The organism is Saccharothrix sp. BKS2, from assembly GCF_047689505.1.
Lineage (GTDB): Bacteria > Actinomycetota > Actinomycetes > Mycobacteriales > Pseudonocardiaceae > Actinosynnema > Actinosynnema lopnurensis.
Genome location: NZ_JAUQOL010000026.1, coordinates 1 through 24,516 on the forward strand (window position 1 = coordinate 1; position 24,516 = coordinate 24,516).

The 24,516-nt window shown below is 74.5% G+C and carries 22 protein-coding genes; 7 read left to right on the plus strand and 15 right to left on the minus strand.

Going from position 1 to position 24,516, the window contains the following annotated elements; all coding sequences use genetic code 11:
• From Q5530_RS36000 to Q5530_RS36015, 4 genes are all read left to right on the plus strand, one after another.
• Nucleotides 1-727 (plus strand): IS701 family transposase (locus Q5530_RS36000; protein WP_415367355.1); only part of this gene is annotated, 727 nt, incomplete at its 5' end.
• Nucleotides 728-1,075: 348 nt separating this feature from the next.
• Nucleotides 1,076-1,414: a hypothetical protein gene (locus Q5530_RS36005; protein ID WP_415367357.1), complete on the plus strand. Its 339-nt coding sequence runs from the start codon at nt 1,076-1,078 to the stop codon at nt 1,412-1,414.
• Between the two features lie 17 nt (nt 1,415-1,431).
• The gene (locus Q5530_RS36010; protein WP_415367359.1) at nt 1,432-2,277 is read left to right on the plus strand and encodes a helix-turn-helix domain-containing protein; all 846 of its coding nucleotides are present in this window, start codon (nt 1,432-1,434) and stop codon (nt 2,275-2,277) included.
• Between the two features lie 20 nt (nt 2,278-2,297).
• A complete protein-coding gene (locus Q5530_RS36015; RefSeq protein WP_415367360.1) occupies nt 2,298-2,561 on the plus strand; it encodes a transcriptional regulator in 264 nt (87 codons plus the stop codon).
• 180 nt (nt 2,562-2,741) lie between these two features.
• Here Q5530_RS36015 and Q5530_RS36020 read toward each other — a convergent pair whose 3' ends face one another.
• The 13 genes from Q5530_RS36020 to Q5530_RS36080 form a co-directional block, all read right to left on the minus strand.
• Nucleotides 2,742-4,337 carry a PfaD family polyunsaturated fatty acid/polyketide biosynthesis protein gene (locus Q5530_RS36020; RefSeq protein WP_415367361.1) on the minus strand — a complete coding sequence of 532 codons (1,596 nt, stop codon included), beginning with the start codon at nt 4,335-4,337 and terminating at the stop codon, nt 2,742-2,744.
• Nucleotides 4,338-4,507: 170 nt separating this feature from the next.
• Complete coding sequence (locus Q5530_RS36025) at nt 4,508-5,842, minus strand: glycosyltransferase 87 family protein (RefSeq protein ID WP_415367362.1); 1,335 nt, start codon at nt 5,840-5,842, stop codon at nt 4,508-4,510.
• A gap of 43 nt (nt 5,843-5,885) precedes the next feature.
• The gene (locus Q5530_RS36030; RefSeq protein WP_415367364.1) at nt 5,886-7,466 is read right to left on the minus strand and encodes a glycosyltransferase; all 1,581 of its coding nucleotides are present in this window, start codon (nt 7,464-7,466) and stop codon (nt 5,886-5,888) included.
• Nucleotides 7,463-8,221: a glycosyltransferase gene (locus Q5530_RS36035; protein ID WP_415367365.1), complete on the minus strand. Its 759-nt coding sequence runs from the start codon at nt 8,219-8,221 to the stop codon at nt 7,463-7,465. The genes Q5530_RS36030 and Q5530_RS36035 overlap by 4 nt, the downstream gene beginning before the upstream one ends.
• A complete protein-coding gene (locus Q5530_RS36040) occupies nt 8,218-8,940 on the minus strand; it encodes a transglutaminase-like domain-containing protein (protein ID WP_415367366.1) in 723 nt (240 codons plus the stop codon). The genes Q5530_RS36035 and Q5530_RS36040 overlap by 4 nt, the downstream gene beginning before the upstream one ends.
• Nucleotides 8,941-8,953: 13 nt before the next feature.
• Entirely contained in the window at nt 8,954-10,093 is a 1,140-nt protein-coding gene (locus tag Q5530_RS36045) for an acyl-CoA dehydrogenase family protein (RefSeq protein WP_415367367.1), read from the minus strand.
• Nucleotides 10,094-10,099: 6 nt separating this feature from the next.
• Nucleotides 10,100-11,506, minus strand: a complete 1,407-nt coding sequence (locus Q5530_RS36050; RefSeq protein WP_415367368.1) for a class I adenylate-forming enzyme family protein — start codon at nt 11,504-11,506, stop codon at nt 10,100-10,102.
• Nucleotides 11,507-11,544: 38 nt separating this feature from the next.
• Complete coding sequence (locus tag Q5530_RS36055) at nt 11,545-12,333, minus strand: hypothetical protein (protein WP_415367369.1); 789 nt, start codon at nt 12,331-12,333, stop codon at nt 11,545-11,547.
• Nucleotides 12,330-13,718 (minus strand): MFS transporter, encoded by a 1,389-nt coding sequence (locus Q5530_RS36060; protein ID WP_415367370.1) that lies wholly within the window; start codon nt 13,716-13,718, stop codon nt 12,330-12,332. The genes Q5530_RS36055 and Q5530_RS36060 overlap by 4 nt, the downstream gene beginning before the upstream one ends.
• Before the next feature lie 5 nt (nt 13,719-13,723).
• Nucleotides 13,724-14,395 carry an HAD family hydrolase gene (locus Q5530_RS36065; RefSeq protein WP_415367372.1) on the minus strand — a complete coding sequence of 224 codons (672 nt, stop codon included), beginning with the start codon at nt 14,393-14,395 and terminating at the stop codon, nt 13,724-13,726.
• Nucleotides 14,392-15,315: a pseudouridine-5'-phosphate glycosidase gene (locus Q5530_RS36070; RefSeq protein ID WP_415367374.1), complete on the minus strand. Its 924-nt coding sequence runs from the start codon at nt 15,313-15,315 to the stop codon at nt 14,392-14,394. Before Q5530_RS36070 ends, Q5530_RS36065 begins: the two co-directional genes overlap by 4 nt.
• Before the next feature lie 75 nt (nt 15,316-15,390).
• On the minus strand, nt 15,391-15,765 hold the full coding sequence (locus tag Q5530_RS36075) for an ectoine synthase (RefSeq protein ID WP_415367375.1): 375 nt from the start codon (nt 15,763-15,765) through the stop codon (nt 15,391-15,393).
• 64 nt (nt 15,766-15,829) lie between these two features.
• Entirely contained in the window at nt 15,830-16,759 is a 930-nt protein-coding gene (locus tag Q5530_RS36080) for a phosphopantetheine-binding protein (RefSeq protein ID WP_415367376.1), read from the minus strand.
• A 233-nt stretch (nt 16,760-16,992) separates the two neighbouring features.
• Between Q5530_RS36080 and Q5530_RS36085 the strand changes: the two genes are divergently transcribed.
• Nucleotides 16,993-17,160: a hypothetical protein gene (locus Q5530_RS36085; RefSeq protein ID WP_415367377.1), complete on the plus strand. Its 168-nt coding sequence runs from the start codon at nt 16,993-16,995 to the stop codon at nt 17,158-17,160.
• Nucleotides 17,161-17,327: 167 nt separating this feature from the next.
• Here Q5530_RS36085 and Q5530_RS36090 read toward each other — a convergent pair whose 3' ends face one another.
• Nucleotides 17,328-20,435: an AfsR/SARP family transcriptional regulator gene (locus Q5530_RS36090; RefSeq protein ID WP_415367379.1), complete on the minus strand. Its 3,108-nt coding sequence runs from the start codon at nt 20,433-20,435 to the stop codon at nt 17,328-17,330.
• 282 nt (nt 20,436-20,717) lie between these two features.
• Here Q5530_RS36090 and Q5530_RS36095 point away from each other — a divergent pair, with 282 nt between their 5' ends.
• Nucleotides 20,718-21,983, plus strand: coding sequence for a hypothetical protein (locus Q5530_RS36095; RefSeq protein ID WP_415367380.1), 1,266 nt, complete (start codon nt 20,718-20,720; stop codon nt 21,981-21,983).
• On the plus strand, nt 21,980-23,035 hold the full coding sequence (locus Q5530_RS36100; protein WP_415367381.1) for a transporter substrate-binding domain-containing protein: 1,056 nt from the start codon (nt 21,980-21,982) through the stop codon (nt 23,033-23,035). Before Q5530_RS36095 ends, Q5530_RS36100 begins: the two co-directional genes overlap by 4 nt.
• A gap of 42 nt (nt 23,036-23,077) precedes the next feature.
• Here Q5530_RS36100 and Q5530_RS36105 read toward each other — a convergent pair whose 3' ends face one another.
• Nucleotides 23,078-24,502 carry a VWA domain-containing protein gene (locus Q5530_RS36105; RefSeq protein WP_415367382.1) on the minus strand — a complete coding sequence of 475 codons (1,425 nt, stop codon included), beginning with the start codon at nt 24,500-24,502 and terminating at the stop codon, nt 23,078-23,080.
• Nucleotides 24,503-24,516 lie beyond the last annotated feature (14 nt).

Sequence of the window (24,516 nt, forward strand, 5' to 3'; positions counted from 1 at the left end):
ACGAACTCCGACACGCCAGGATCGCTCCAGTAGCCTGAACTCCAGCAACCCGACTCCGCCAAACGGGGTGAGGATCACCGACATACCCGACGAGGTCGAGTTCGCGACCAAGCCCCGGCAGTTGATGACGATGCTCGCCCGCGCGTTCGACGCCGGCGTGCCGTTCGCCTGGGTCACCGCCGACGAAGCCTACGGCCAAGCCCCCTGCCTGCGGGACTGGCTGGAAGAGCGGGACGCCTCACATGTGCTGGCGATCAAGTGCAAGGACACGCTGGTCACCCCTGACGGCCGGCGGACACGGGCCGACGAGCTGATCGCCGCCCTGCCGCGGCGGTCGTGGCGACGGTTGTCGGTCGGCGCCGGGGCTCATGGTCCGCGCGAGTACCACTGGGCGCGCATCCCGGTCCGCGCCGACTGGCGAGCCGGCCGTGGCCATTGGCTGCTGGCACGGCGTTCGCTGTCCGACCCGACCGGGATCGCCTACTACGTCTGCTACGGCCCCCGTCGCTGCGGCCTGGTGGACCTGGCCTGGGTCGCCGGATCCCGTTGGCATGTGGAGGAATGCTTCCAGCAGGCCAAGAACGAGGCGGGACTGGATCACTACCAGGTCCGGTCGTGGCGGGCGTGGTATGCGCACATCACCTTGTCCATGCTCGCCCTGGCCTGGCTGGCCGTGACCAAAGCTGTTGCCACAAAAGGGGAATCGGTGCCGGCGACCCGGGCATGATCGGCTACACGATACCCGAGATACGCTGGCTGCTGATCAACCTGGTCCAGCGCTACCTCCCCACTCCCGAGCACGTCTTGTCCTGGTCCGGCTGGCGCCGCCGACGACAACACCAAGCCAGACTCAGCCACTACAAACGACGCGGCTACCCACTCACATAAGTGCCGTTGCAGTATTAGTTGATCCCAACGCGCCCCCGTAGGGCGTGGTCAGCAACGGATCGGCAGCAGCAAGGCGGTATGCGGCGATGGTGGCTTTGAGCGCGAACCACGCCTCGGCGCTCGGGCCAGGTGGACGGGGAGTCTTCAGCACGCCCGATGACGGGTCGGCCCCGTGATCCGCACCAGAATGCTGTACCTCCTCCTACCGGAAGGGCAGCTCGTGCTCGGCTACGTGCGGCCGTTGCCTGCTCGAAGCGCCACCGTCGGTCAGGACAAGGCGCGGCTGGACCAGTGGGCGGCCGACTGCAGGTTGAGGCTGGGCGAGGTGTTCATCGACGTCACGGACTGGCCGCCGCTGAAGCGCTACGGCTTCCGGCGCTTGCAGGGCCTGACGCACCGGCTGCGGCCCGTTGGCGTCGTCGTGCCGAGTACGCGGCACGTCGCGGACGACCGTGACGACCTGGCCCGCGCGCTGGGCTACTTCCGCGCCGAAGGCTGCCTGCTGCTCGTCCTCGACGCACCTTGAAACCCGAGAGGAAACCCATGACGGAACCGACCAGCCCCGAACGGACGAGCACCGCCCACAGCCGTGAGCTGGGCGCCTACCTGCGTCTGATCCGACGACGGTCGAACATCCGGGTGGGCAGGCTGCTGGAGGTCCTGGACTGGTCGGCGAGCAAGTTGTCCAAGCTGGAGTGCGGTGCCCGGAACACGCCCCGGGAGGACATCTTCTTCCTGCTCGGCACGTGTGGAGCCGACAAGGCGACCCGCGACCGGGTCATGGCGCTGGTCCAGCAGACCGACACGGGGAGCTTCCTGCGGCTGCACGAGCAGTCGGTGGACACCCTGTTCGGGCTGCGGGTGCACGAGCAGCAGGCGACCAGCGTCACCGCCTACGACCCCGTCGGCATCCCCAGCCTCGTCCAGACCGATGACTACGCCCACGCCCTGACCGAGGACACCGACGTCGTCGCCGCACGGATGAAGCGCCAGAGCCACGTGGTGGCCCCCGTCGACCGCCGAGTGACGATCTTCCTCCGTGAAACCGCCCTCAGCACGGTGGTGGGCTCCACGCGGGTGATGCGGGACCAACTGCTGCACCTGACGCTGCTGTCCGGAACCCCCAACACCGTCATCCGGGTCATCCCCCAGCATCGAGGACTCCACTCCGCCCTGTGCCACCCGGCCACGCTGCTCACCCTGGACACGCCGATCCAGCCGGTGGTCCACGTCGAAACCGACGTCGCCACCACCTTCCACGACGATCCCGAAATCGTCGCCACCTACCAGGGCAAGATGCGGCAGCTCAGCCGCCTGGCGCTCGACCCCACCGGCTCCCGGGAACTGCTCGTCAGCTGGACCAGCCGCTACGACACCACAGCGGCGTAGCGACCTGAAGGGGAAGCGCCATGGACGGGGTCACCGACAAGCAGCGGCACGACGGCGTCCCGCGAACCATCCGGCTGCGCACGGATGCCTTCTCCAAGACGATGCGGCTGGCAGGCTTCCGGTCCGACTACGCCCTGGCCAGATCCATGGGTGTCAACCGCTCCACCGTCACCCGGGTGCTCACCGGCCAGCTTCACCCCGGCCCAGCCTTCATCGGCGGAGCACTCACCGCCCTGGCACCCATGCAGTTCGACGACCTCTTCGAGATCGTCCCCGCTCCCTGATCCCACCCCCACCAGCGTGAAAGGCCCGGTGACCAGACGGCACCCACCCGCCCGGCCCCGGCCCCGAGGCCCACGACCAGGCGCAGACGGCCCAACTGATCATCCTCGGGCGCGCTGTGGTCGCCATTCCCGTCTCCAGCCGCGCCTGGCTGTGGCTCGACCACCGCACCGTCCCGGGGCTCAGGCCAGGCGCACGGGCCGGAACACCGCCGCCGCGGCGGGCACCGCGACGCCGTGGGTGCGCAGCTGGTGGGCGCGGGTCACCACGGCGGCGCCTTCGAGCAGGTTGAGCGCGATCTGCACCGCGGTCCGGTTGCCCGGATCGGCCAGGAACGACCCGGCGACCCAGCGGTTGAACGCCCCGAGGGCCGGGCCGCACCACAGCTGGTAGTCGGTGCGCCGGTCCGGGTCGCCGGTGATCGCCCACCGGGCGGAGCTGCCCAGGTACCAGCGGAAGACCAGCGCCATCCGGTGCTTCGGGTCGCGGTCCGCGCGCACGAGCTGGGCCGGGTCGCGGCGCTGCCAGAACTCGCGGGTCAGTTCCCAGACCCGTGCCAGCGGCAGGCGGAACACCTCGTGCTCCAGCCGGGCCGCCACCGCGGCGGGCAGCGTGTGCAGCCCCGCGTGGTCCCGGTACACCTCCTGCAACCGGGCCGCCCGCGCGGCGAACAGCGTGCCGCGGCTGGTCACCTGGAGGCGGACGCCCAGTTCGAACCCGTCGGCCGCGGGGGCCATCGCCACGTCCCCGATGTCCACCCGGGACAGCATCCGCTTGGCGGTCTCGGAGACCCCGGCCTCGACCGCGACCTGGTTGACCGAGCCGGTCACCACGTAGTCCGCGCCCAGCGCGAAGGCCGCGGCCACCGCCTCGGGCGTGCCCAGCCCACCGGCGGCGCCGACCCGCACGTGGTGGCCGTGCCGCCGGGCGTGCCGGTCGCGCAGCGCGAGGACCGCCGGCAGCAGCGCGGTCAGCGGCCGGTTGTCGGTGCGGCCTCCGCTGTCGGCCTCGACGGTGAGGTCCTGGGCCACCGGCACCCTGGCCGCCAGCCGCGCCTGCTCCTCGGTCAGGTCGCCCCGGCCGACGAGCGCCCGCAGCAGGGCGGTGGGCGCGGGCGAGAGGAACTTCTCGGCCGCCTCCAGCCCCGACACCTTGGCCAGCAGGCGGGTCTGGCGCACGATCCGGCCGTCGCGGTCGAGCCGCAGGCCGGACGCCGCGCACCGCACCACCGCCGGGGTGAGGTCGGTGAACGCCGACACCGAGATCCGGGGCACCCCGGCGCGCAGGAGCACCTCGGCCACCCGCCGCTCCAGCTCGGGCTCGCCGGGGGTGTGGCCGAGGTTGGCGCCCCAGTTCGCCCGGCCGGGCAGCGCCGTGGCCAGCTCGTGCACCGCGTCCTCGACCTCGCGCGGGTCCAGGCCGGCCGAGCCGAAGAAGCCGAGCATCCCGGACTTCGCCAGCGCGACCACCAGGCGCGTGGTGGCGATCCCGTTCGCCATCTCCCCGGCGACGTAGGGGAACCGGACGCCGTGCGCCTGGCAGAACCCCCGGCCGCCCAGCCACTCCGGGTACAGCGGCGGGAGCGACCCGACGACGTGCTCGCGGGGCGTGGGCCCGGTCAGCACGCCGAGCCGGCGGCCGGCGGGGTCGGTCACCACGTGCGCGTGCTCCCGGAACCGCCGCACGGAGTCCACCACAGCGCTCGCGGTGAAGGCGGACGCGCCCGCTCCCGCGACGACCGGGGGCGCCGGCACCGACATCACGCTGCTCCAAAACATCCGGTGGCCTCCCCGCCGCCGGGCCGGGACGGGAGGGAACTGTGGCACAGACCGCCGGGCCACCACGGCGATCTTTCGCCCGATCGAGGACATCCGGGCGAAAGATCACCGTGACGAGCTAACCGCGCGCGGTCCGGTCGTGGGTGACCGGACCGCGGACCGCACCCACCTCACCCCGATCGGGTCGGCTCCGGCACGACGGGAGTGGTGGAGGTGGCCGGGGGTGTCGCGGCCGGGTCCGGGGCAGGGGCTGCGGCGGCGGCAGAGGCGGGGACACGAGCCGGAGCAGGGGCCTGGGCGACGGCCCCCGCACCCGCACCCGCCGGGCGGGAGCGGAACTCGTGGCGCACCCACAGCGGCCCGAGCAGGAGCAGCAGCAGCGCGGCGACCGGCATCATCGAGGAGGCGAGCTGCTGCCACGGGTTCAGGTCCATCGGCTCGGGCGGGAACTCCTGCACGCCCACCCACCAGAACACCCGCAGGGTGAACACCGCCGACAGCAGCACCGTCACCGCCGCCAGCCCGGCCGAGCGCCGCTGGTGCGCCCGCACCGCCAGCCACACCAGCAGCGGGACCACGTACACCCAGTGGTGCTCCCAGCTCACCGGCGACACCAGCAGCCCGGTGAGGACCGCCGCGCAGAAGCCCAGGAAGTCCGAGCCCCGGTGGTGGACGTAGCGCGCCACCGCGAGCCCCAGCACCCCGACCACCGCCAGCACGACCAGCCACCAGGTGGCGAACACCTCGCTCCGGAACACCCTGGCCATCGCGGAGGCCAGCGACTGGTTGGGCGTGGCGTACACGGCGCCGGCCCGCGAGGACTCGAAGACGAGCCCGCCCCAGTACTCCAGCGAGTCCCGGGGCGCGACGGCGAAGCCGACCGCGACCGTGCCCAGGAACGCCAGCACCGCGGTCCGCGCCGCCCGCCACTGGCCGGTGATCAGCAGGTAGACGATGAAGATCATCGGCGTCACCTTGAGCGCCGCCGCCACGCCGATGCCGATGCCGCGCCACCGGCCCGCGCCGCGGCGGAAGTCCAGCAGCACCAGCAGCACCAGGAACGCGTTGATCTGACCGAAGATCAGGTGGATGCGGGTCGGCAGCAGGCAGAACACGAGCACCAGGCCGACGACCGTCAGCACCGTGCGCGTCCTCGTCCGCAGGACGCCGGCGATGCCCAGGGAGATCCACACGACCGCGCCCAGCGCGATCAGCGTCGCGGTGTTCCACACCAGGCCGGCCGCCCCGAACGGCAGGAACGTCAGGGGCACGAAGAGCACCACCGCGGTCAGCGGCGGGTACAGGTACGGCATGGGCCCGTACAGCGGCGACATGATCACCACGTCGTACAGGGACACCCCGTCGCGCACCGCCTGCCCGCTGGCCACGTAGACCCAGAGGTCCGCCATGTAGCGGATGCCCCAGTGCGGGTCGCTCGTGTAGACGGCCTGGGCGACCAGCGCCAGGGCGAACGCGGTGACGGTCACCGCGGACCAGGTGAGCACCCGGGCTCGGGTGCCGGCCGGGGCGGGGGCCGCGGCTCGGGGGTCAGCAGGACCTGACATGGGAGTCGACCTTTCTCGGGAGGGCGGGGACGGGGGGTTCGGGGGCCGGGCGGGGGCCCAGCAGCAGGTCGTCGTGGCCGGCCAGCCGCACCTGCGCGCCCTCGCACCCGAGGCGCTCCAGGACGCCCAGCGCGTCGTGGTCGTCGCAGCCGTTGAGCAGCGCGCTCACCACGCCGGCGGTCTCGTCGACCTCGTCGGTCACGCGCAGCGCGCCCGCCGGCGGGCGCACACCCGCGGGCAGCCGCACCAGCGCGGAGATGTCGGAACGGGCGCGGCGGCGCTGGCCCGGTCGCCGGGACGCGGTGACCTGGTGCTCCACCACGGCGGCCAGCAGCCGCGCGGTGCGCTCCCAGTGGAACCGGTCGGCCCAGGCGCGGCACCGCCGCGCGACGTGCCGGGCGTGCTCGGGGTCGGCGGCCTCCGCGAGGTGCCGGACGAGGGCCGGGCCGAGGGCGTCCGGCGTGCGCACGACCTCGCCGACGCGGACGAAGTCCCGGGCGCCCACGGTCTCCAGCGCCACGCACGGCACGCCGTGGGCGGCGGCCTCCAGGACCGCGGCGCCGGACACCTCGTCGGCCGCGGTCACCGCCAGCCAGGCCCGGCCGAGCGCCGCGCGGCGCTCGGCGTCGGGCAGGGCACCGCGGAACACCACCGCCCGCGCCACGCCCTCCTCGTGCGCGACCCGGAGCAGCCGGGTGCGCTCCGGCCCGGCGCCGATCACCTCGACGCGCAGCCCCGGTACCCGCGCCAGCACCCCCGGGAGCCGGCGCAGCAGCAGGTCCAGGCGCTGCTCGGGCACCAGCGGCGCGACCACCACGACCACCGGGTCCCCGGCCCGCTCCCCCGGGCCGGCCGACGTGCCGGGCGGCGCGACGAACACCGGACCGCGCAGGCCGGTGCGGCGGCGCAGCTCGTGGCGCGTCGACGGGGACGGCACGACGGTCGCGACGTCGTCGCGGTGCCACCGCGCCAGCCGCCGGGACAGGGCGTCCGCCAGCGCCCGGCCGCGCGTCCCGGCGCCCGCGCGGGACCGCGCCCGGTGCACGACCCGCACGACGGGGGTCCGGCGACCGGCGACCAGCGGCACCACGAACGCCGACCTGACGACCAGCGGCGCCGCGAACGCCGACCTGACGACCAGCGGCAGCGCGAACGCCGGCTTGGCGACCAGCGGCACCGCGAACGCCGGCTTGGTGATCAGCGGCAACCTGAATGCCGACCCGGCGGCCGGCGGCGCCGCGAACGTCTGCCCGGCGGCCGGCGGCAGCGCGAACGCCGGCCGGGTGGTCGCGTCGACCACCGCGTCGAACCGGGGCCCCCACCACCGCAACCGCAGCGCGGCGAGCGGACCGGGGCCCAGCGGCCCGCCGGAGCGCAGCACCTCCACGCCGTCGACGGCCTCGCGGGCGGGCGCCCCGGCCGGCCGGCCGACGGCCCACGTGACCCGCGTGCCCTCGGCGACCCAGCGCCGCGCGACCTCGTGCAGGTAGCGCTCCTCCTCGCCCGCCAGCGGGTGCCGCACGTCGCGCTCGCCGACCAGCAGCACCCGGCGCCCGGCGCTCATCGCGCCTCGACCCGGTACAGGCGCAGCAGGTCCGCGAACGCCACGCGGCCGTCGTGCAGCGGGCGGAAGGTCGAGCGCTCGTCGTCGGTCCAGGCCACCGCGACCTCGGCGATGCGGCCGCCCGCCAGCCAGATGCGGCGCAGCAGCTCCACGTCGAACGCGAACCCGTCGACCCGGCAGTGCGCCAGCGCCCGCTGCACCGCGACCCGCTCGAACAGCTTGAACCCGCACTGGGTGTCGTGCACCTCGGGCACCAGCCGGCGGGCCAGCGCGCGGAACACCGCGCCCCCGACGCGGCGGCCCAGCGGCTGCGGGCGCACCAGCCGCGCGCCCGGCGCGTGCCGCGACCCGATGGCCGCCGCCGCGCCCGCCTCCAGCTCGGCCACCGCCCTGGTCAGCGTGCCCACCGGCGTGGAGAGGTCGGCGTCGAGGAACCCGACGAACCGGGACGTGCTGCTCTCGATGCCTCGGCGCACCGCCGCGCCCTTGCCGGGGCGGGCGCAGCCGATGACCACCACGTCCGGGTGGTCCGCGACGGCGGTCGCGGTGCCGTCGGTGCTGCCGTTGTCCACCACCACGACCCGGGACCGCCACGGCCGGTCGGCCAGGAACCCGGTCAGCTCCGCCAGCGTGCCGGGCAGCCTGCCCGCCTCGTTGAACGCGGGCACGACCAGCTCCAGGTCGACCGCCGAGCGCAGGCGCGGGTCGTGGGGCGCGCGCGGTCGCGGCAGGGAGTCGACCGGCTGCGCGGTCACGACGGGTCCCCCTGGGCGTCGGCGACCAGCGAGCCGCGCGCGGTGGTGTTCCGGGAGGCGAACAGCCTGGGGTGGTTGGCCCGGATGCCGTCGACCACCCGGTCGTAGGGGACGTCGTCGAACTCGCCGTGCTCCCGCAGGAACTCCATGTGCCGGCGGCCCTCTTCGTCGTAGGGGTGGTACATGCTGTCGGTGCGGCCGTCGAAGTCCAGCGGCTTGATCCGGTAGAGCTTGCACAGCACCTTGTTGAACACCGGGGTGGCGCGCACCCACCTGCCGTCCAGGAAGACCGTGGTGAGGCTGTGGTAGGTGAAGATGTTGCCCCCCATCAGCTCCTCCAGCTTCGGCGAGGCGAGGTGGTTGCGCACGTCGCCGTAGTAGATGCGGCTGGGGATGCCGACCGAGCGCGCGGCGGCGGCGTACACGATGGACTTGTGCACGCAGAAACCCGTGCCGCGCCGGATGGTCGAGCTGGCCTTGAGGCCGTCGCGGGACAGGTCGGCGCCGTAGACCTCGTAGAGGATGCCGTCGCGCACGGCGTAGTAGAGGGCCTGCGCGCGTTCGACGTCGGTCAGGCCCCGGCCGCCGTCGGGCAGGGCCTTGCGCACGAGGTCGCGGACGGGCTCGCGGTCGTGGTCGAGGAACTCGGTGACCGCCAGCAGGCCGGGGTGGGGCAGGTCGGGGTTGGTGGTGTCGGGGTTGACCGCTTGCACTGACATCGTTGCTCTCCCTCTACAGACCGATCATGGAGGCGATGCGCTGACGCTGGATGTCGGAGGTGCCGGAGTAGATGGTCCCGCCGACGGCGTTGCGCAGGTCCTTCTCCAGGCCGTACTCGGCGGTGTAGCCGTAACCCCCGAAGAGCTGCACCGCGGCCAGGGCGGTGCTGACGTTGGCCTCGCTGGCGACGATCTTGCTGATGGCGAGGTCGACGGTGACGTTCTCCCCCTTCTGGAGCTTCACCGCGGTGTCGTAGAGCCACTTGCGGGCGGTGTCCACGGCGATGCGCATCTCCACCACCCGGTTGGACACCGACTGGAACGAGCCGATCCGCTGTCCGAACTGGACCCGCTCGCGGGCGTAGTCGACGCAGCGCTCCAGGCGGTGCTGCATCTCCCCGACGTTGATGACGAAGGAGCACAGGATCTCCCACTTCATCACGTGGTCCAGGATGAGGAACCCCGCACCGGGCGAGCCGAGCACGTTGGCGGCGGGAACCCGGCAGTCGTCGAAGAACAGCTCGCTCAGCGGCGAGGTCCGCAGGCCCATCTTGGCCACCGGGTTGCCGACGGTCAGGCCGGGCGTGTCCCGGTCGACCAGGAACGCGGTCAGGGCGGCGGGGCTGCCGCTCTTGCCGGTGCGGGCGTAGACCACGAAGACGTCGGCCAGGGGGCCGTTGCTGATGAACGCCTTGCTGCCGTTGAGCACGTAGTGGTCGCCGTCGCGGACCGCGGCGGTGCGCATCCCCATGACGTCCGAGCCGCCCTGGGGCTCGGTGATGGCGTGCGCCCCGATGATCGAGCCGTCGCACACCCGGGTGAGGTAGCGGTCCTTCAGGTCGCGGGAGCCGAAGCGCTGCAACGGGACCCCGGTGCTGACCATGTGGGTCGACACCGAGAAGCCGAACCCGCCGTCGCGGCAGGCGTGCCCCAGGCCCTCCAACACGTACATGGTGGTCAGCAGGTCCTGGCCCAGGCCGCCCCACTCCTCCCCGAAGGGCAGGCCGAGCAGCCCGGTCTCGCGCAGGGTCTTCCAGGCGCCCTCGGCGAACTCGCCGTCGGCGTCGCGCTCGACGTGGCCCTCACCGAGCACCGCGCCCATGTCCTCGATCGCCGCGCGCAGCGCGCGCTGGTCCTCGTTCCACTCGATCACCGTTCTTCACACCTTTCCCGTGACCGTGACCGCGACCCGCCGCGCGCGCAGGGCGTGGCGGTCGACCTTGCCGGTGGAGGTGCGGGGCAGCGCGGTGTCGCCGATCTCGAACGCGCCGGGGATGGCGGTCCGGGGCAGGGCGGCGGCGCAGTGCACCCGCAGGTCGAGCCCGTTGAGCCGGGAGCCCGCCGCGCGGCGGACCACGGCGTGCAGCACGTTCCCGGCCTGCTCGTCGGGGACCGCGACCACCGCGGCCTCCAGCACCGCGGGGTGCGCGAGCACGACCTGTTCGACCTCCTGGACGTTGGTGCGCACGCCGCGCACCTTGACCTGGTGGTCGTTGCGGCCGGTGAGGTGCACCAGCCCGTCCCCGTCGCGGCGGACCAGGTCGCCGGTGCGGAACCAGCCGTCCCGCCACCGCCCCCGGTTCAGCCCGGGGTCGAGGTAGCCCTCGGCGCGGAAGGGCGTGCGCACCACCAGCTCGCCGCTGTCGGCCTCGCGCCCGTCCTCGTCCAGGACGCGGAACTCCACGCCGTCGACGGGTGTCCCGATGGGCGTGTGCGCCGAGGTCGGGTCGATGCGGTGCACGAAGCTGTCGTTGGTCTCGGTGCAGCCGTAGACGTTCCACAGCCGGGCGTTCGGGAACGCCGCCGCGACGTCCGCCAGCAGCGCGGGCGGCGTCACGTCACCGGTGAGCAGGACCTCCCGCACGCTCGGGAAGACTTCCCCGGTCCCGGTCACCAACCGGAAGAACAGCGGGACCGCCTGCACCACGGCGGGCCCCCGCCGGGCGAGCAGCCCGGCCAGGTGGGCGCCGTCGGTGGCGTGGGCCGGGTCGACCAGGTCCGCGCACGCGCCGGCGGCCAGCGCCGCCCACACGTCCAGCAGGCACAGGTCGAAGTTGAGCGGGGCGTAGTTGAGCACCCCGACGCCGGGGCCGATGCCGAACGACCGCGCCGCCCAGGCGAGGAAGTTGTCCACGCCCTCCTCGGCCAGGACGACGACCTTCGGCGTGCCGGTCGAGCCGGAGGTGGTGAGCAGCAGGCCCGGTCCGGTCAGCGACCCGGCGTCCGCGCCGGTGGTGCGCACGCCCCCGGGGGTCACCACGTGCGGGCAGCCGACCTGCTCGCACAGCCGCAGCAGCGCGTCCGGGCCCAGCGAGGCCGACGGCAGCAGCACGCGCCTGCCCTGCCGGAAGCACGCGATGAGCAGGGCGACGGTCTCCGGGGACTTGTGCGCGGGCACGCAGACCGGCACGTCGGCCGGGATGCCGGCGGTCAGCGCCGCGGCCTCGCGGGCCAGCCGGTCCAGGGAGGCGTAGTCCACCTCGGTCCCGGCCCAGGACAGCGCCGGGGCGTGCGGTCGGGCGTCCACCTGCGCGGCGAACGCGGTCAGGAAGGATCGGGTGGGCATGGGGTTCCCCTCGGGTCGTCGGGTCGGGGCGGACCGGGTTACCGGCGGGCGGCCAGCAGGCCACCCGCGCCGGGCACGGTCGCGTCCAGGTCGGTCAGGTCGAGCAACCGCCACAGGCACGCCTGGTTGGAGGTCACCACGGGCACGCCGAGCTCCCGCTCCAGCGCGTCCACGGCCTCCCAGGAGCGGAACCCGCTGCCGGGCAGCAGCACGCCGTCGGCGTGGGCCGGGAACGCGGCCACCACCTGGCGGCGCACCTCGTCGGGGTCGACGTCCCAGCGCCCGCCGCGGTCGAACAGCCGGTGCCGCTCGACGCCGTCCCAGTGCGCCCCCAGCCGGAAGGGCACCAGGGCGGCCGGCTCGAACCCGGCCGCGGTCAGGTAGGACCCGGTCGCGGCGAAGGTCGGCTCGGTGAACCACGGCGGCGCGAGCACCATCGGCCGGCGCACGCCCACCTCGGTCAGCGCGGCGCGGATGGCCTGCCCGGCGGTGTAGACCGGGGTGCCGCCGGTGAGCCCGACCGCCGCGGCGGCGAACCCGTCGTCGAACCCCAGCCCGCCGAAGAAGCTGGCCGAGCCGAAGCACAGGCAGATCGCCGAGACGTCCAGCTGACCGAGCTGGACCAGGCCGCGCCGCACGTCCGGGGCGTTCACCACCCGCTCCCAGGACTCGCTGGTGTACTCCGCGCCGGTGCTGGTGGGGCTCTCGAAGCGGGCCGCGTGGACGGTCACCCCGGGCGGGGCCATGTCCCACAGCTCCGCCTCGACCACCGGGTCGTTGTGCACGACCAGCACCCCCAGCCGCGCGACCCAGGCCCGGCCCCTCACGACCGGCTCCGCTCGCGTCGGGCCAGCCCGAACCAGGCCAGCACCGCGCCGCCCGCCGCCGCGATCGCCGTGGTGACGAACGCCCAGGCGAAGGCGTCGGGACCGGGCTCGACGCCCAGCACCAGGACCAGCACCGCCACGCCCAGCGCGCCCGCCATGTACTGCGAGGTGGTCATCAACGCGCTGCCGACGCCCTGGTTGCGGTCCGCCACGTCGGCGGTGCCCGCGATGAACATCGACACGTAGGTCACGCCGTGGGCGAAGCCGGTGATCAGCAAACCGGGCAGCAGGTTGAGCACGTAGCCGTCGCCGTGCACCTGGAGGGCCAGCAGCAGCAGGCCCGCGGCGTCGGCGACGAACGCCAGCGCCAGCGTCGCCCGCACGCCGATCGCGGCCACGATGCGGGCCGCCACGGAGTTGGCCACCGCGATCGCCACCGCCATGGGCAGGAACGCGAGGCCCGCCGCGAGCGGGTCGTACCCGCGCAGCTGCTGCACCAGCAGGGTCACCACGAAGAACTGGTTGCCGACGCTGGCCATGTAGAGCGCGGTGGCGCCGCAGCCGACCAGCAGCGAGCGGGTGGCCCGCAGCACCGGGTCCACCAGCGGGCGGTCGCTGCGCCGCTCCTGGAGCACGAAGGCGGCCAGCAGCACGGCCGCCGCGCCGAACGCGGCCAGCGTGCCGGGGTGGGTCCACCCGCTGCCCGACGCCTGGGTCAGCGCCAGCGCCGCGGACAGGACCGTGCCGGTGCACAGCACCGCGCTGGGCACGTTCAGCCCGCCGCGCTCGCGGCCCGCGGTCGTGTTGCGCGGCAGCAGCCTCGGCGCGGCGAGCGCGCACAGCACCGCCAGCGGCAGGTTGATCAGGAACACCCACCGCCACGACACCGTGGTCAGCAGGCCACCGATGACCACACCCGCGGCCAGCCCGGACGCGCCGACCGTGCCCCACACGCCCAGCGCCCGGTTGCGCGCCGGCCCCGCCGCGAACGAGGTGTTGATCAGCGCGATCACCGCGGGCTGGAGCACCGCGGCGGCCACGCCCTGCACCGCGCGGGCCAGCAGCAGCATCGGCGCGCCCGGCGCGAGCCCGCCCACCAGCGAGGCCACGCCGAACAGCAGCATCGCCACGATGAACAGGTTCCGCGGCCCGAACCGGTCCGACGCCCGGCCGCCGACGACCAGGAACCCGGCGAAGAACACCGCGTAGCCGCTGACCACCCACTGGACGGAGCTCTCGGTCAGCGCCATCTCCGCGCCGACGCTGGGCAGTGCTATGTAGACGATGGAGTAGTCGAGCGCGATGAGGAACTGGGCCACGGCGAGGATCGCGAGCGTCGCGTTCGCCGAGCGCGCGCGCACCGTTCCGGTGCGGGTGCTGGTCATGGGAATCACCTCTGGGGGGAGCCGAGCGGTACCAGGACTTCGCCGAGCCGGGCCGCGTCGGCGTGCACCGCTCGGGCGCCCGCGGTCAGCAGCTGGTCGGGGGTGGCGACGCCGGTGGCGACGCCGAGCGCGTCCATGCCCGCGGCACGCGCCATCAGCACGTCGTCCACGGCGTCGCCGACCACGACGCAGCGCTCCGGCGGCACGGCCAGCGCGGCGGCGGCGAGCAGGGCGAGGTCGGGGTGCGGTTTGCCGCGCTCGGCCATGCCGTGGCAGGACAGCGCGTCGAAGTGGCCGAGCAGCCCGGTGGCCTCCAGCAGCTCCACCGCGCTGCGGTGCACCTTGCTGGTGACCACGGCCAGCCGGTGCCCGTGCTCGCGCAGCTCCGCGAGCAGCTCGGGCACGCCGGGGAAGACCAGGTCGGTCGCCACCGGGACGACCCGCTCGGTGAACAGCGCCCGCGCCCGGTCGGCCGCGCGCGCCGCGTCGGGGTGGTCGGCGGGCAGGTCGAGCAGCAGGGCCAGCGAGGCGACCAGCGGGCGGCCGACGGTGGCGCGCAGCCGGGGCTCGTCCGCCGCGCCGCCGAACTCCGCCACCACGTCCCGCAGGACGACGGTCATGCCGGCCGGTGTGTCGACCAGCGTGCCGTCGACGTCGAACAGGACCGCGGTGTTCACGACCGCTCCTTGAGGGCCACGGCCACCTCCGCGGCCAGCGCGCTGGTCGACAGCAGCACCGAGCGGTTGGCCTCGCCGGTGCGCCCCCGGGTGGCCTTGCCGACCGCGCTGAGGATCGCGGGCGTCATGTCCTTGCCGCGCACCCCCGCCGCCTCGGCCTCGGCCTGCTTCTGCCGCACCAGCGCGTAGACCTCGTCGGAGGGCAGCGCGTCGGCGGCGTCGATCGGGTGGGTGATGAGGAAGCCGCCGGGGTTGCCGACCGCCCAGTGCAGGCGCACGCCCGCCACCAGCTCGGCCAGGTCGTCGACCCGGCGCGGGTTGCGCTCGCCGCTGGAGACGCTGTAGTAGGCCGGGAAGTCGTCGCAGCGGTAGCCGACCACCGGCACGCCCGCGGTCTCCAGGTACTCCAGCGTGAGCGCGGGGTCCAGCAGCGACTTGGCGCCCGCGCAGACCACGGCGACGCGGTGGCGGGTGAACTCCACGAGGTCCGCGGAGATGTCGAAGCTCTGCTGCGCGCCGAAGTGCGCGCCGCCGATGCCCGCGACCGCGAACACCTCGATGCCCAGCCGGCCGGCCGCGACCAGCGCCGCGGAGACCGTGGTGCCGCCGTGCCCGCCGCCGGCCAGCGCGGGGCCGAGGTCGCGGGCGCCGACCTTGGGCACCGTCGGCGTGGTGGCGAACAGCTCCACCTCCTGGTCCGACATGCCCACCACGAACCGGCCCGAGACGATGCCGGTGCGGGCGGGCACGGCGCCGCCCGCGCGGATGGTCTTGTCGATGTCGAGGGCGGTCTGGAGGTTCAGCGGGTGCGGCAGGCCCTGCACCACGCCGGAGGACTCCAGGGCCACCACCGGCAACCCCGAGGCCAGCGCGTCGGCCACCTCTTCGGAGAGCGAGAACAACTCGTCGCGTGTGGACACTGCGGTCCTTCCTGTGGTCGGGTCGGCGGGTGGGTGCGGGGAACGGGGCCGCTCCCCGCACCCACCCGTGACCGGTCAGTAGTGGGAGAACTCGTCGGCGTCGAAGTTGTGCCGCTCGTCCCCGCGCAGCGGCGGGTTGAAGACGCTGATCAGCTCCAGGTCCGCCTCGGGGTGGGCGATCAGGAAGTGCTGGTCGTGCCGGTCCAGGGCGTAGATGACGCCCGGCTCGATGTCGTGGGCGGTCCCGTCCGCGTCGATCACCTGCCCCCGGCCCGAGATGCAGTAGCAGGCTTCCAGGTGGTTGCGGTAGTGCAGCGGGGACTTCGAGCCCGCCTTCACCACGGTGTGGGCGACGGTGAAGCCCATGTTGTCCTTCTCCACCAGGAGCCGGTAGCTGAGCCCGTTCCCCCAGTCGACGCCGGTCACGCCGGTCTTGGCCCGCACGATCATGCTCGTGAACCTCTCCTGTCCGCGGTGTCGTTCTTCGGAGGTGTCTGCTTCAGGGATGTCCGCTTCAGACGAAGCTGCGTGATTCCCGGATGAAGGCGCCGATGGCCTCCACCGAGCTGAACTGCGCCGGGGAGATGTCCCTCTCCTCGACCGGGATGCCGTAGCGCTCGCCCACCCACGCGATCAGGCGCAGCAGGCCGAGGCTGTCCACCACGCCGTTGTCCAGCAGGTCCAGGTCGGACGGGAGCTGGTCGGGGGTGAGGTCGGGGGCGAAGCTGGTCACGACGAAGCGCTTGATCTCGTTCTCGGTCGACACGGGGAGTCCCTCCAGGGGTGGTCCGGGCTGCCGACCCTCGGTCAGCAGCTCCACGAGCAGCACGTGGTCGGCGCTGGTGCGTCCCGCGCACTCGCCGGTGACGACCTGCCGCAGGTCCGCCTCGACGGGGCGTCCGCCGGGGCGCAGCAGGCCCAGGTCGTCGACGAACACGAGGTCCGCCACGCGGGTCACGGCCGGGGGCAGGTCGTCGCCGGTGGCGTTGACCAGCACCGAGCCGCCGGGCAGGTGGGTGGGCCAGGTGTCGGGGTCGGCGAAGTCGGTGACCACCACGAGGGTCGCCCCGAACACCGCCTCGCCCGCCGTGGCGGTCACGGACAGCCCGATGCCCGTCCGCCGCAGCCGGTCGACCAGGTCGCGGTCCAGCGGCTCGCCGTCGAGCAGGCGGACCGCGACGTGGCTGGTGCCGGGCACGTGCCGGGCCACGGCGTCCAGCTGCGCCCGCACCGCCCGCCCGGCGCCCACTACCGACGCGGTGACCACGCCGGGCGCGAGCAGGTACCGGGCCGACAGCGCGGCCAGCACCGCCGCGCGGTGCTCCGGCGCGGCCACCGACGACAGCGCCGCCTCGACGCCGTCGCCGGTCATCAGCCGCTCGGCCAGGGCGTCCACGGGGTCGGCGCCGTCGTGTCGCCCGTGGTGTCCGGGGAAACCGTTCATGGTGGTGCGCTCCCTTCCGCGGTCGTCCTGGCCGGTGTGAGGACCACGGTGCGGGAGCGTTCTGTCGATCCGCTTTCCACGCGCTATCGGTGCCGCGGCGCCCGGCTCAAGGCGATCGAAGGCGCGGGGAAGGAACCTGGGTGTCCACTGGTTGCACCGCACAACGGTTCCCGGCACAACGGTTCCGGCACGAGGTTCCCCGCACCACGGTTCACGGAGAGAAGGCGATTCCGGTGTTGAAGTCCTCGCTCACCGCGTTCGCGATCGGCCTGGCCGTCACCACGGCCCCGCTCGCGGTCGCAGTCCCGGCGCCCACCACCGCGTCGGCGGTGGCCGACCGCACCGAGGACACCCACTGGAGCCAGGAGCGCCGGGTGCGCGCGGACGACACGCACTGGTGAGCACGCCGCCGGTTGGGTCGCCGCGCGGGCGGCCGGTTCCGGTGCACGCCAACGCCCGGCCCGGCGCACGCCGGCGGCCGGCCCCGGCCGCGCACGCCCGGTGGCCGGCTCCGGCGGCCGACCTCGGCACCCGCTCCCCGCGCACGCCCGGCACCCGGCTCGCGAGGTCAGACCAGGTCGCGCACGACCGCCCCGCCGACCAGGCGTTCCCGCAGCCGGGCCACCAACCGCACGGCCTCGGCGGAATCGGCGTCGGCCAGCAGCAGCAACGCCCGCTCCACCAGCTCCTCCGCCTCCGCGCGGTCCCCGGTCGCGCCCAGGGCCTCGGCCAGCAGCGCCAGCGCCCTGGCCCGCCCCAGCGCCGACCCCAGCCCGTCGAACAGCTCCTCCGCCGCGCGCAGGTGCCCGACCCCGCCCGCCGCGTCGCCCCGGGCCAGCGCGACCTCCCCGAGCGAGTACCGGGACCTGGCCTCGATCAACCGCTCCCCCAGCCGGCGCGCCAGGTCCAGCGCGTGCCCCAGGGTCGTCTCCGCACTGTCCAGCCGCCCCTCGCGGTGGCGCAGCGAACCCAGCCCGTAGAGCGCGTAGAGCTCACCGATCCGGTCGCCGTTGTCCCGCACGATGCGCAGCACCCGGTGCAGCGCGTCGCGGGCCAGGTCGAGCCGGCCGGTGGCCAGGTGCAGCTCGGCGAACCGGTGAGCCACCTGCGCCTCGACCCGCAGGCACCCGGTCTCCCTGGTGATCGCCAGCGCCCGCTCCAGCAGCCGGGCCGCCGCCTCGGTGTCGCCCTCGTCCAGCCGGTGCTTGGCGATGCCGCGCAGGACGTGCGCCTCCCCGATTCGGTCGCCTACCTCGCGCAGGGTGGCCAGCGCCTCGGTGTACTTCGCCACCATCGACGCGGTGTCCCCGCGCAGGGCGTCGACGTGCGCGGAGTTGCGCAGCACCAGGGCGCACCCGTGCTCCTCGCCGGCGGCGCGGAACAGCTCCAGCGCGGCCGCGAAGCACTCCTCCGCCTCGTCGAGCCGGGTCTGGAACATGTGCAGGGTGCCCAGCGAGTAGCTCATCGCGGCCATGCCGACCCGGTTGTCCGCGCGCCGGGCCGCCTCGTGGGCCACCCGCGCGCACTCCAGCCAGTCGTCGAAGTAGCCCTTGGCCTCGAACAGGGTCACCGAGGTCAGGGCGAGGTCCCAGCACAGCTCGTCGAGCCCGGCGCCGGCGGCCTGGCGGACCGCGGCGACCAGCGCCCGCCGCTCGCCCTCCCACCAGTGCGCGGGCTCGCCGAGGTGGTCGTCCAGCTCGCGCGCGTCCGGCCGCCACCGCGCCGCGCCGCCGTGCAGGATGGTGTAGTGGCCGCCGTACTCGCGGCGGTGCGCCTCCTCCGCGAGCGCCAGCCACCCGCCCAGCACCCGGCCCAGCGCCGCGGCGCGCTCCTCCTCGGTGCTGTCCCGCTGGAGCCGCTCCGCGGCGTAGACCCGGAGCAGGTCGTGCAGCCGGTAGCGCGGTGACGCGCCGCCGTACTGGACGATGTCCACCAGCTGCGCCTCCACCAGGCTCTCCAGCACCTCCTCGGCCTCCGCCGCGGTGGTGTCCAGCAGCGCGGCGGCGGTCCAGCCGGGGAAGTCCGGCGCGCTGACCAGCGAGCACAGCCGGAACAGCCGCCGGGCGCCCTCGTCGAGCACCCGGTGGGTGATGGCGAAGGTCGGCCGCAGCTCCAGGCCGTGGTGGGCCAGCTCGTCCAGCCGCCCGGCCTCGTCGCGCAGCCGGCGGACCAGGCCGGCCAGCCGCCAGTGCGGGCGGGAGGCCAGCCGGGCGCCCGCGATCCGCAGCGCCAGCGGCAACCCGCCGCACAACCGGACCAGCTCGGCCGCCGCGCCCGGCTCGGCCTCGACCCGCTCGGGGCCGGTGATCCGGGTCAGCAGGTCCAGGGACCTGGCCGCGTCGAACACGTCCAGGTGCAGGTGGTGGGCGCCCGGCAGGCCGCTCAGCCGCACCCGGCTGGTGACGATCACCGCGCAGGACGCGCTGCCCGGCAGCAGCGGCAGCACCTTCGCCTCGTCCGCGACGGCGTCGAGCACCAGCAGCAGCCGCTTGCCCGACAGCTTGCTGCGGTACAGCTCGACGCGCTCCTCCACGTCCTCGGGCACCGCCGAGCCCGCCACGCCCAGCGCGCGCAGGAACCGGGCCAGCAGCTTGGCGGTGTGGTCGTTGCCCGCGGTGGCCGAGCACATGTCGGCGTAGAGCTGGCCGTCCGGGTAGCGGGCGCTGAGCTGGTGCGCGGCGCGGGTGGCGAGGGTCGACTTGCCGACGCCGCCCTTGCCCGAGAGGGCGACGATCGGCATCCCCCAGGTCTGCGGGTCCCGGCCGTCGACGTCCAGCAGCCGCATGATCTCGTCCAGCTGCTCCTCGCGCCCGGTGAAGTCGGCGATGCTGGCGGGCAGCTGCCGGGGCACCACCTCCACCGGGGGCGGGGGCCGCTCGGTCGCGGGCGGCGGGGCGAGCACGGGCGCCGGCGGCGGCGGCTCGGCCTCGCCCAGCGCCGGTTCGCGCCGCAGGATGGCCTGCTCCAGGTCCTGGAGCTCCCGGCCGGGTTCCAGGCCCAGTTCCTCGACCAGGACGGCGCGCAGCCGGCGGCCCACCTCCAGCGCCTCGGCCTGGCGGCCCGCCCGGTACAGCGCGAGCATCAGGAACCCGTGCAGCCGCTCGCGCAGCGGGTGCTCGTCGACCAGGGCGTGCAGCTCGCCGACCACGTCGCGGTGGCGGCCCAGGACCAGGTCGAGCCGCAGGCGCGCCTCCAGGGCCGCCAGCCGCTCCTCCTCCAGCACGGTGGCGGTGCGCCGCACCAGGTCGCTCGGGATGTCCGCCAGGGCCGGGCCACGCCACAGCTCCAGCGCGGCGTGCAGCGTGGCGGCGGCCTCGGCCGGCGCGCCGGCGTCCGCCTGCTCGCGGGAGGCGGCGACCAGTTCGGCGAACCTGAGGCTGTCCACCTCGTCGGCGTCCAGCCGCAGCAGGTAGCCGGGCGGGCGGGTGGCGATCGCGCCGGACCGGCCCGCGTCGCCGAACAGCTTGCGCAGCGCGGAGATGCAGATCTGGACCTGGCCGCGCGCGGTCGACGGCGGGTTGACGCCCCAGACCGCGTCGATGAGCTGGTCGACGGGGACCACGCGGTTGGCGTTGAGGCCGAGCACCGCGAGCACGACCCGCTGGCGCGGGCCGCCCAGGTCGAGTGAGCGGCCGTCCAGCACCAGCTCCACCGGGCCGAGCAACCTGAGACCCATGTCGAAGCGCCCCCAGTTCCTCGTGCGGTCGTCGCGACGGCGACCCGGGAACGGCGCGCCCCGGCTGCGGCTCGTGGCCCGGACGCCCGCGCTCGACCGTGAAGTCCCCACCGGTTACCGCACGATCATGTCACCTCCACCTGCGCGCCGGTATCCGGGAAACGTCGAATTCGGGGCCCGACTTGACGAAGTGCGCGCGGACACGGCCGGGTGCCGGTAACGAAACCCCCGGCGCGGACGACACCCTGGTGATCAGCGCGCACGCACTCCCCGGGAGGTGGGTTGCCGGTCATCCGAACGCGATTGCGCGGCGTGGTGGAGCGGACCGAGCACAGGTTCCTGGCGTTCGCCGTCCTCATCTCGGTCCTGGGGTTGCTCACCGCCTTCTCCGGGTGGGCGGCGCTGGACCTCCGGCAGGAGCGGGCCGCGGACGCGGCGGAGCGGCGGGCGGTGCTCACCGCGTCGGCGCTGGACGTGTACCGCGCCATGGCCGACGCGGACGCCCACTCGCTCAACGCGGTGCTGGTCAACCCCGAGCGGAGCAGCCCGCTGCGGCAGCGCTTCCGCGACGACGTCTCCGACACGACGGAGGCGCTGCACATCTCCTCGTCCAGGAGCGCGGGCACCGGGGACGACGCCGCCTACACCCAGGTCTGGCTGCTGTCCCGGATGCTGCCGCTCTACACCCGGTTGGTGGAGATCGGCTGGACCGAGAGCGACGCGGGCAACCCGGTCGGCATCTCGTACCTGTCCAACGCCTCCTCGCTGGTGCGCACCAAGATCCTGCCCCTGGCCGAGCAGCTGCACGCGGCGCAGACCGACGCGGTGGTGCGGGCGCAGCGGGACGCGGGCGCGGTGCCGTGGCTGCCCCTGCTCTCCGGCGTGGCCACGCTCGTCGCGCTGGTCGCGGCGCAGGTGTCCGTCACCCGCCGGACCCGTCGCCGGGTCAACCCCGGGCTGGCCCTGGCCACCGCGCTGACCTGCGTCGCGCTGCTCGGCGGCGGCATCGTCATCGGGTTCGTCGCCGCCCGCGGCGCCGTCGGCGAGCGCGAGCTGTCGATCGTCGGGCCGCTGGCCGAGGCGCGCAACCTCGGTCGGGAGGCGGACGAGGCCGAGGCCCGCATCCTGATCTTCCCCAAGGCGGGTGACGTGTCCGAGCTGGACGAGACGTTCACCGGGATCGAGGAGCGCGTGACGGCCGCGGGCGGTGACGAGGTCGCCCTCGCGGCGGTGCGGGCGTGGCGCGAGCACGACCAGGCCCTGCTCGGCCGGGTCCGGGGCGACGTCGACGCCGGACCGCCGGTGTTCACCGAGCTGGTGAAGTTGATCATCGACCCGGTCCCGGGCAGCGCGGACACGTTCGGCGGGCAGCTCGACGCCCGCCTGACCGCGCTGATCGACGAGCACCGGGCGGTGGCGACCGACTCCGCCGGGTCGGCCAGGGCGACCCTGGCGAACTGGGACGCGGTCGTGCTCGCGCTCCTGCTCGCCGCGGTCGTGTCCGCCGTGCTCGGCCTCGGCGTCCGGATCAGGGAGTACTACACGTGAGCAGAGCACTCGCCCTCGTCGCCGCCCTCGCCTGCCTGACCGCGTGCGCCGCGCCCACCGAGGTGCCCAACCCCACCCCCACCCTGTCGTCGTCGGCACTCGACCTGCCCCCGGGGTACCAGGACAACCCCCAGCGCACCGCCGCCTGCTCGGACACCTCGACCGACAGCCTCGACCCCGCCACCGGCCCGCTGGGGCCGGACGGCCGACCCGACGGGCCCCACGTCCGCCGCGTCCGCGAGCAGGGCCTGCGGGTCGGGGTGAGCCAGACCGGGCAGTTCCGCAGCAAGCGGGACCTGATCACCGGCGAGCTGTCCGGCCTGGAGATCGACATCACCAGGCGGATCGCGGCCGCCCTGGGCGTGCCGGCGGGCGACGAGGGGCTGCGCATGATCGGCCTGCCCACCGGCGGCCGGCTGTACTCCCTGGACACCGGGGCCAACCGCACGGCCAAGGAGGGGGACGACCGGCTCGCCGACGTCCCCGAGGTGGACCTGGTGATCGCCGGCGTGAGCGTGACGGCCTGCCGGGTGGAGACGCACGACCTGCGGTTCTCCCGGCCCTACATGCAGACCCACAGCGGCCTGCTCGTCCGGGCCGGCCTGTCGGGCGTGGCCGGCCCGGAGGACCTGGCCGGCGGCAAGGTGTGCTCGGGCGGGGGCACGACCAACAGCGACGAGATGATCGACGTGCGGGACCGGCAGCGCCGGGAGGGGCGGCGGGAGCTGGTCCCGGTGGCGGTGAACGACACCAGCGACTGCCTGATGCTGCTCCAGCGCGGGCTCGTCGACGCGGTCTACTCCGACGTGCTGATCCTGCACGGCTACCAGGCCCAGGACCCCGGCACGGTGCTGCTGGACTACCGCAGCCCGGTGACGACCAAGGCGGCCGTCGCGGTGAGCGGCGAGCAGGAGGACCTGCTCCGGTTCGTCAACGGCGTGCTCGACGACATGCGCCGGGACGGCAGCCTGGGGCAGGCGTACGACACCTGGTTCCGGGGGCTCGCGCCGCACCACCGGCTCCCGGTGCCCGAGGACCCGTACCGGCGCTGAGGCGATCGTGGGGGCCTCGGGACGACCGCGCCCCGGCCCGCCTCAGACCGCGATCGGGCTGCCGCAGTCCCCGCAGAACGCCGACCCGGCGGGCCACCGCAGCGAGCACTCCGGACAGGTCACGTCGGGACCCGCCGCCACGACCGGCGACGCGGCCGCGGGACCCGCGACCGACTCCGAGGCCAGGCCGGACAGGGTCGAGCCCACGGCCACGGACAGCAGGTCCTCGGTGGCGAGGCCCTCCCTGACCCGGACCACGCCCTCCTCCGGCGCGCCGACCACCTCGACCAGGCGCAGCAGCCGCTCCAGCACCTTCCGGTTCCCGAGCCCGGTGGCCAGCGCGACCGCCCGGCCCCAGGCCGCCGCGGTGGCCTCCCGGTCGCCCCGGTCGTGCGCCACGCCGCCCTCCAGCACCGCCTGGCGCAGCTCGGTCTGCCCGGTGTACCGGGCGATCCTGGCGTCGATCCGGCTGGAGCGCTCCAGGTCGTCGGTGTAGTGCACGACCACCGACGACGCCTCGCCCACCCTGGTGAACGCGGTGGCGCCCGGCGCGCGCACCTCCAGGTCCACCCGGGCGACCCGGACCCCGCTGTCGTGCGGCAGGCCGGTGGGGTCGACGGTGAGCCGCAGGTGGTACTCGCGGCTCTCCGCGCCCCACGAGCCGGTGGTGAACGCGGTGGTCCGCTCGTCCACCACCTCACCGCGCAGGTCCGCCTCGGAGGGGTGGGTCTGGCGCAGGAAGTCCAGCCGGCTCGCCGCCGTCGTCCGGACCAGCACGCGCAGCTCCGGCACGAGCTTGCCCATGGCGACGCGGGTCATGGCGGCGAAGTCAGCGGCCAGGTCGGCGGGCGCGCGGACGGCGTCGGCCGTGCCGTGCAGGGCCTCGGCGATGCGCAGCAGCTCGGTGGGCAGCCAGTCGGCCCCGATGCCCCGCGCGTCGCAGGTGAAGTCCGAGCCGAACTCCGCCAGCACCCGCTCCAGCTCGCCCTCCCGCTGGGCGTTGCGCCCGTCGGTGAGCAGGATGACGTGCCGCACCGCGGTCGGGTGCTCCCGCAGCAGCCGCCCGGCCAGGGTCAGCCAGGTCCCGATGGCCGTGCCGCCGGTGGCGGACAGGCGGTTCACCGCGTCCTTCGCGGCCCGCCGGGTCTCCGGGCCGGCGACGGCCAACCCCTTGGCGGGGAACACCTGCCGGGCCCGCTCGGTCCCCTCGACCACGGCGAACAGCGCGCCGTCGCGCAGCGCGTCGACGGCGACCTTGGTCGCCTGCCGGGCCGCGCCGATCTTGGTGATCGGGAACGACATCGAGCCCGAGCAGTCGATCAGGATCACCTGCGCCACCTCGGGTTCGGCGCCGGGGGACGCCTCGCCGCGCGCGGTCACCACGAGCGCGGCGTGCACCTCCCGGTCCGCCGGCGACAGGTACTGGTTCTGGCTGACGTGCAGGTCGAAGTCTGTTCGGTGCTCCACGGTCTCTCCGTCGC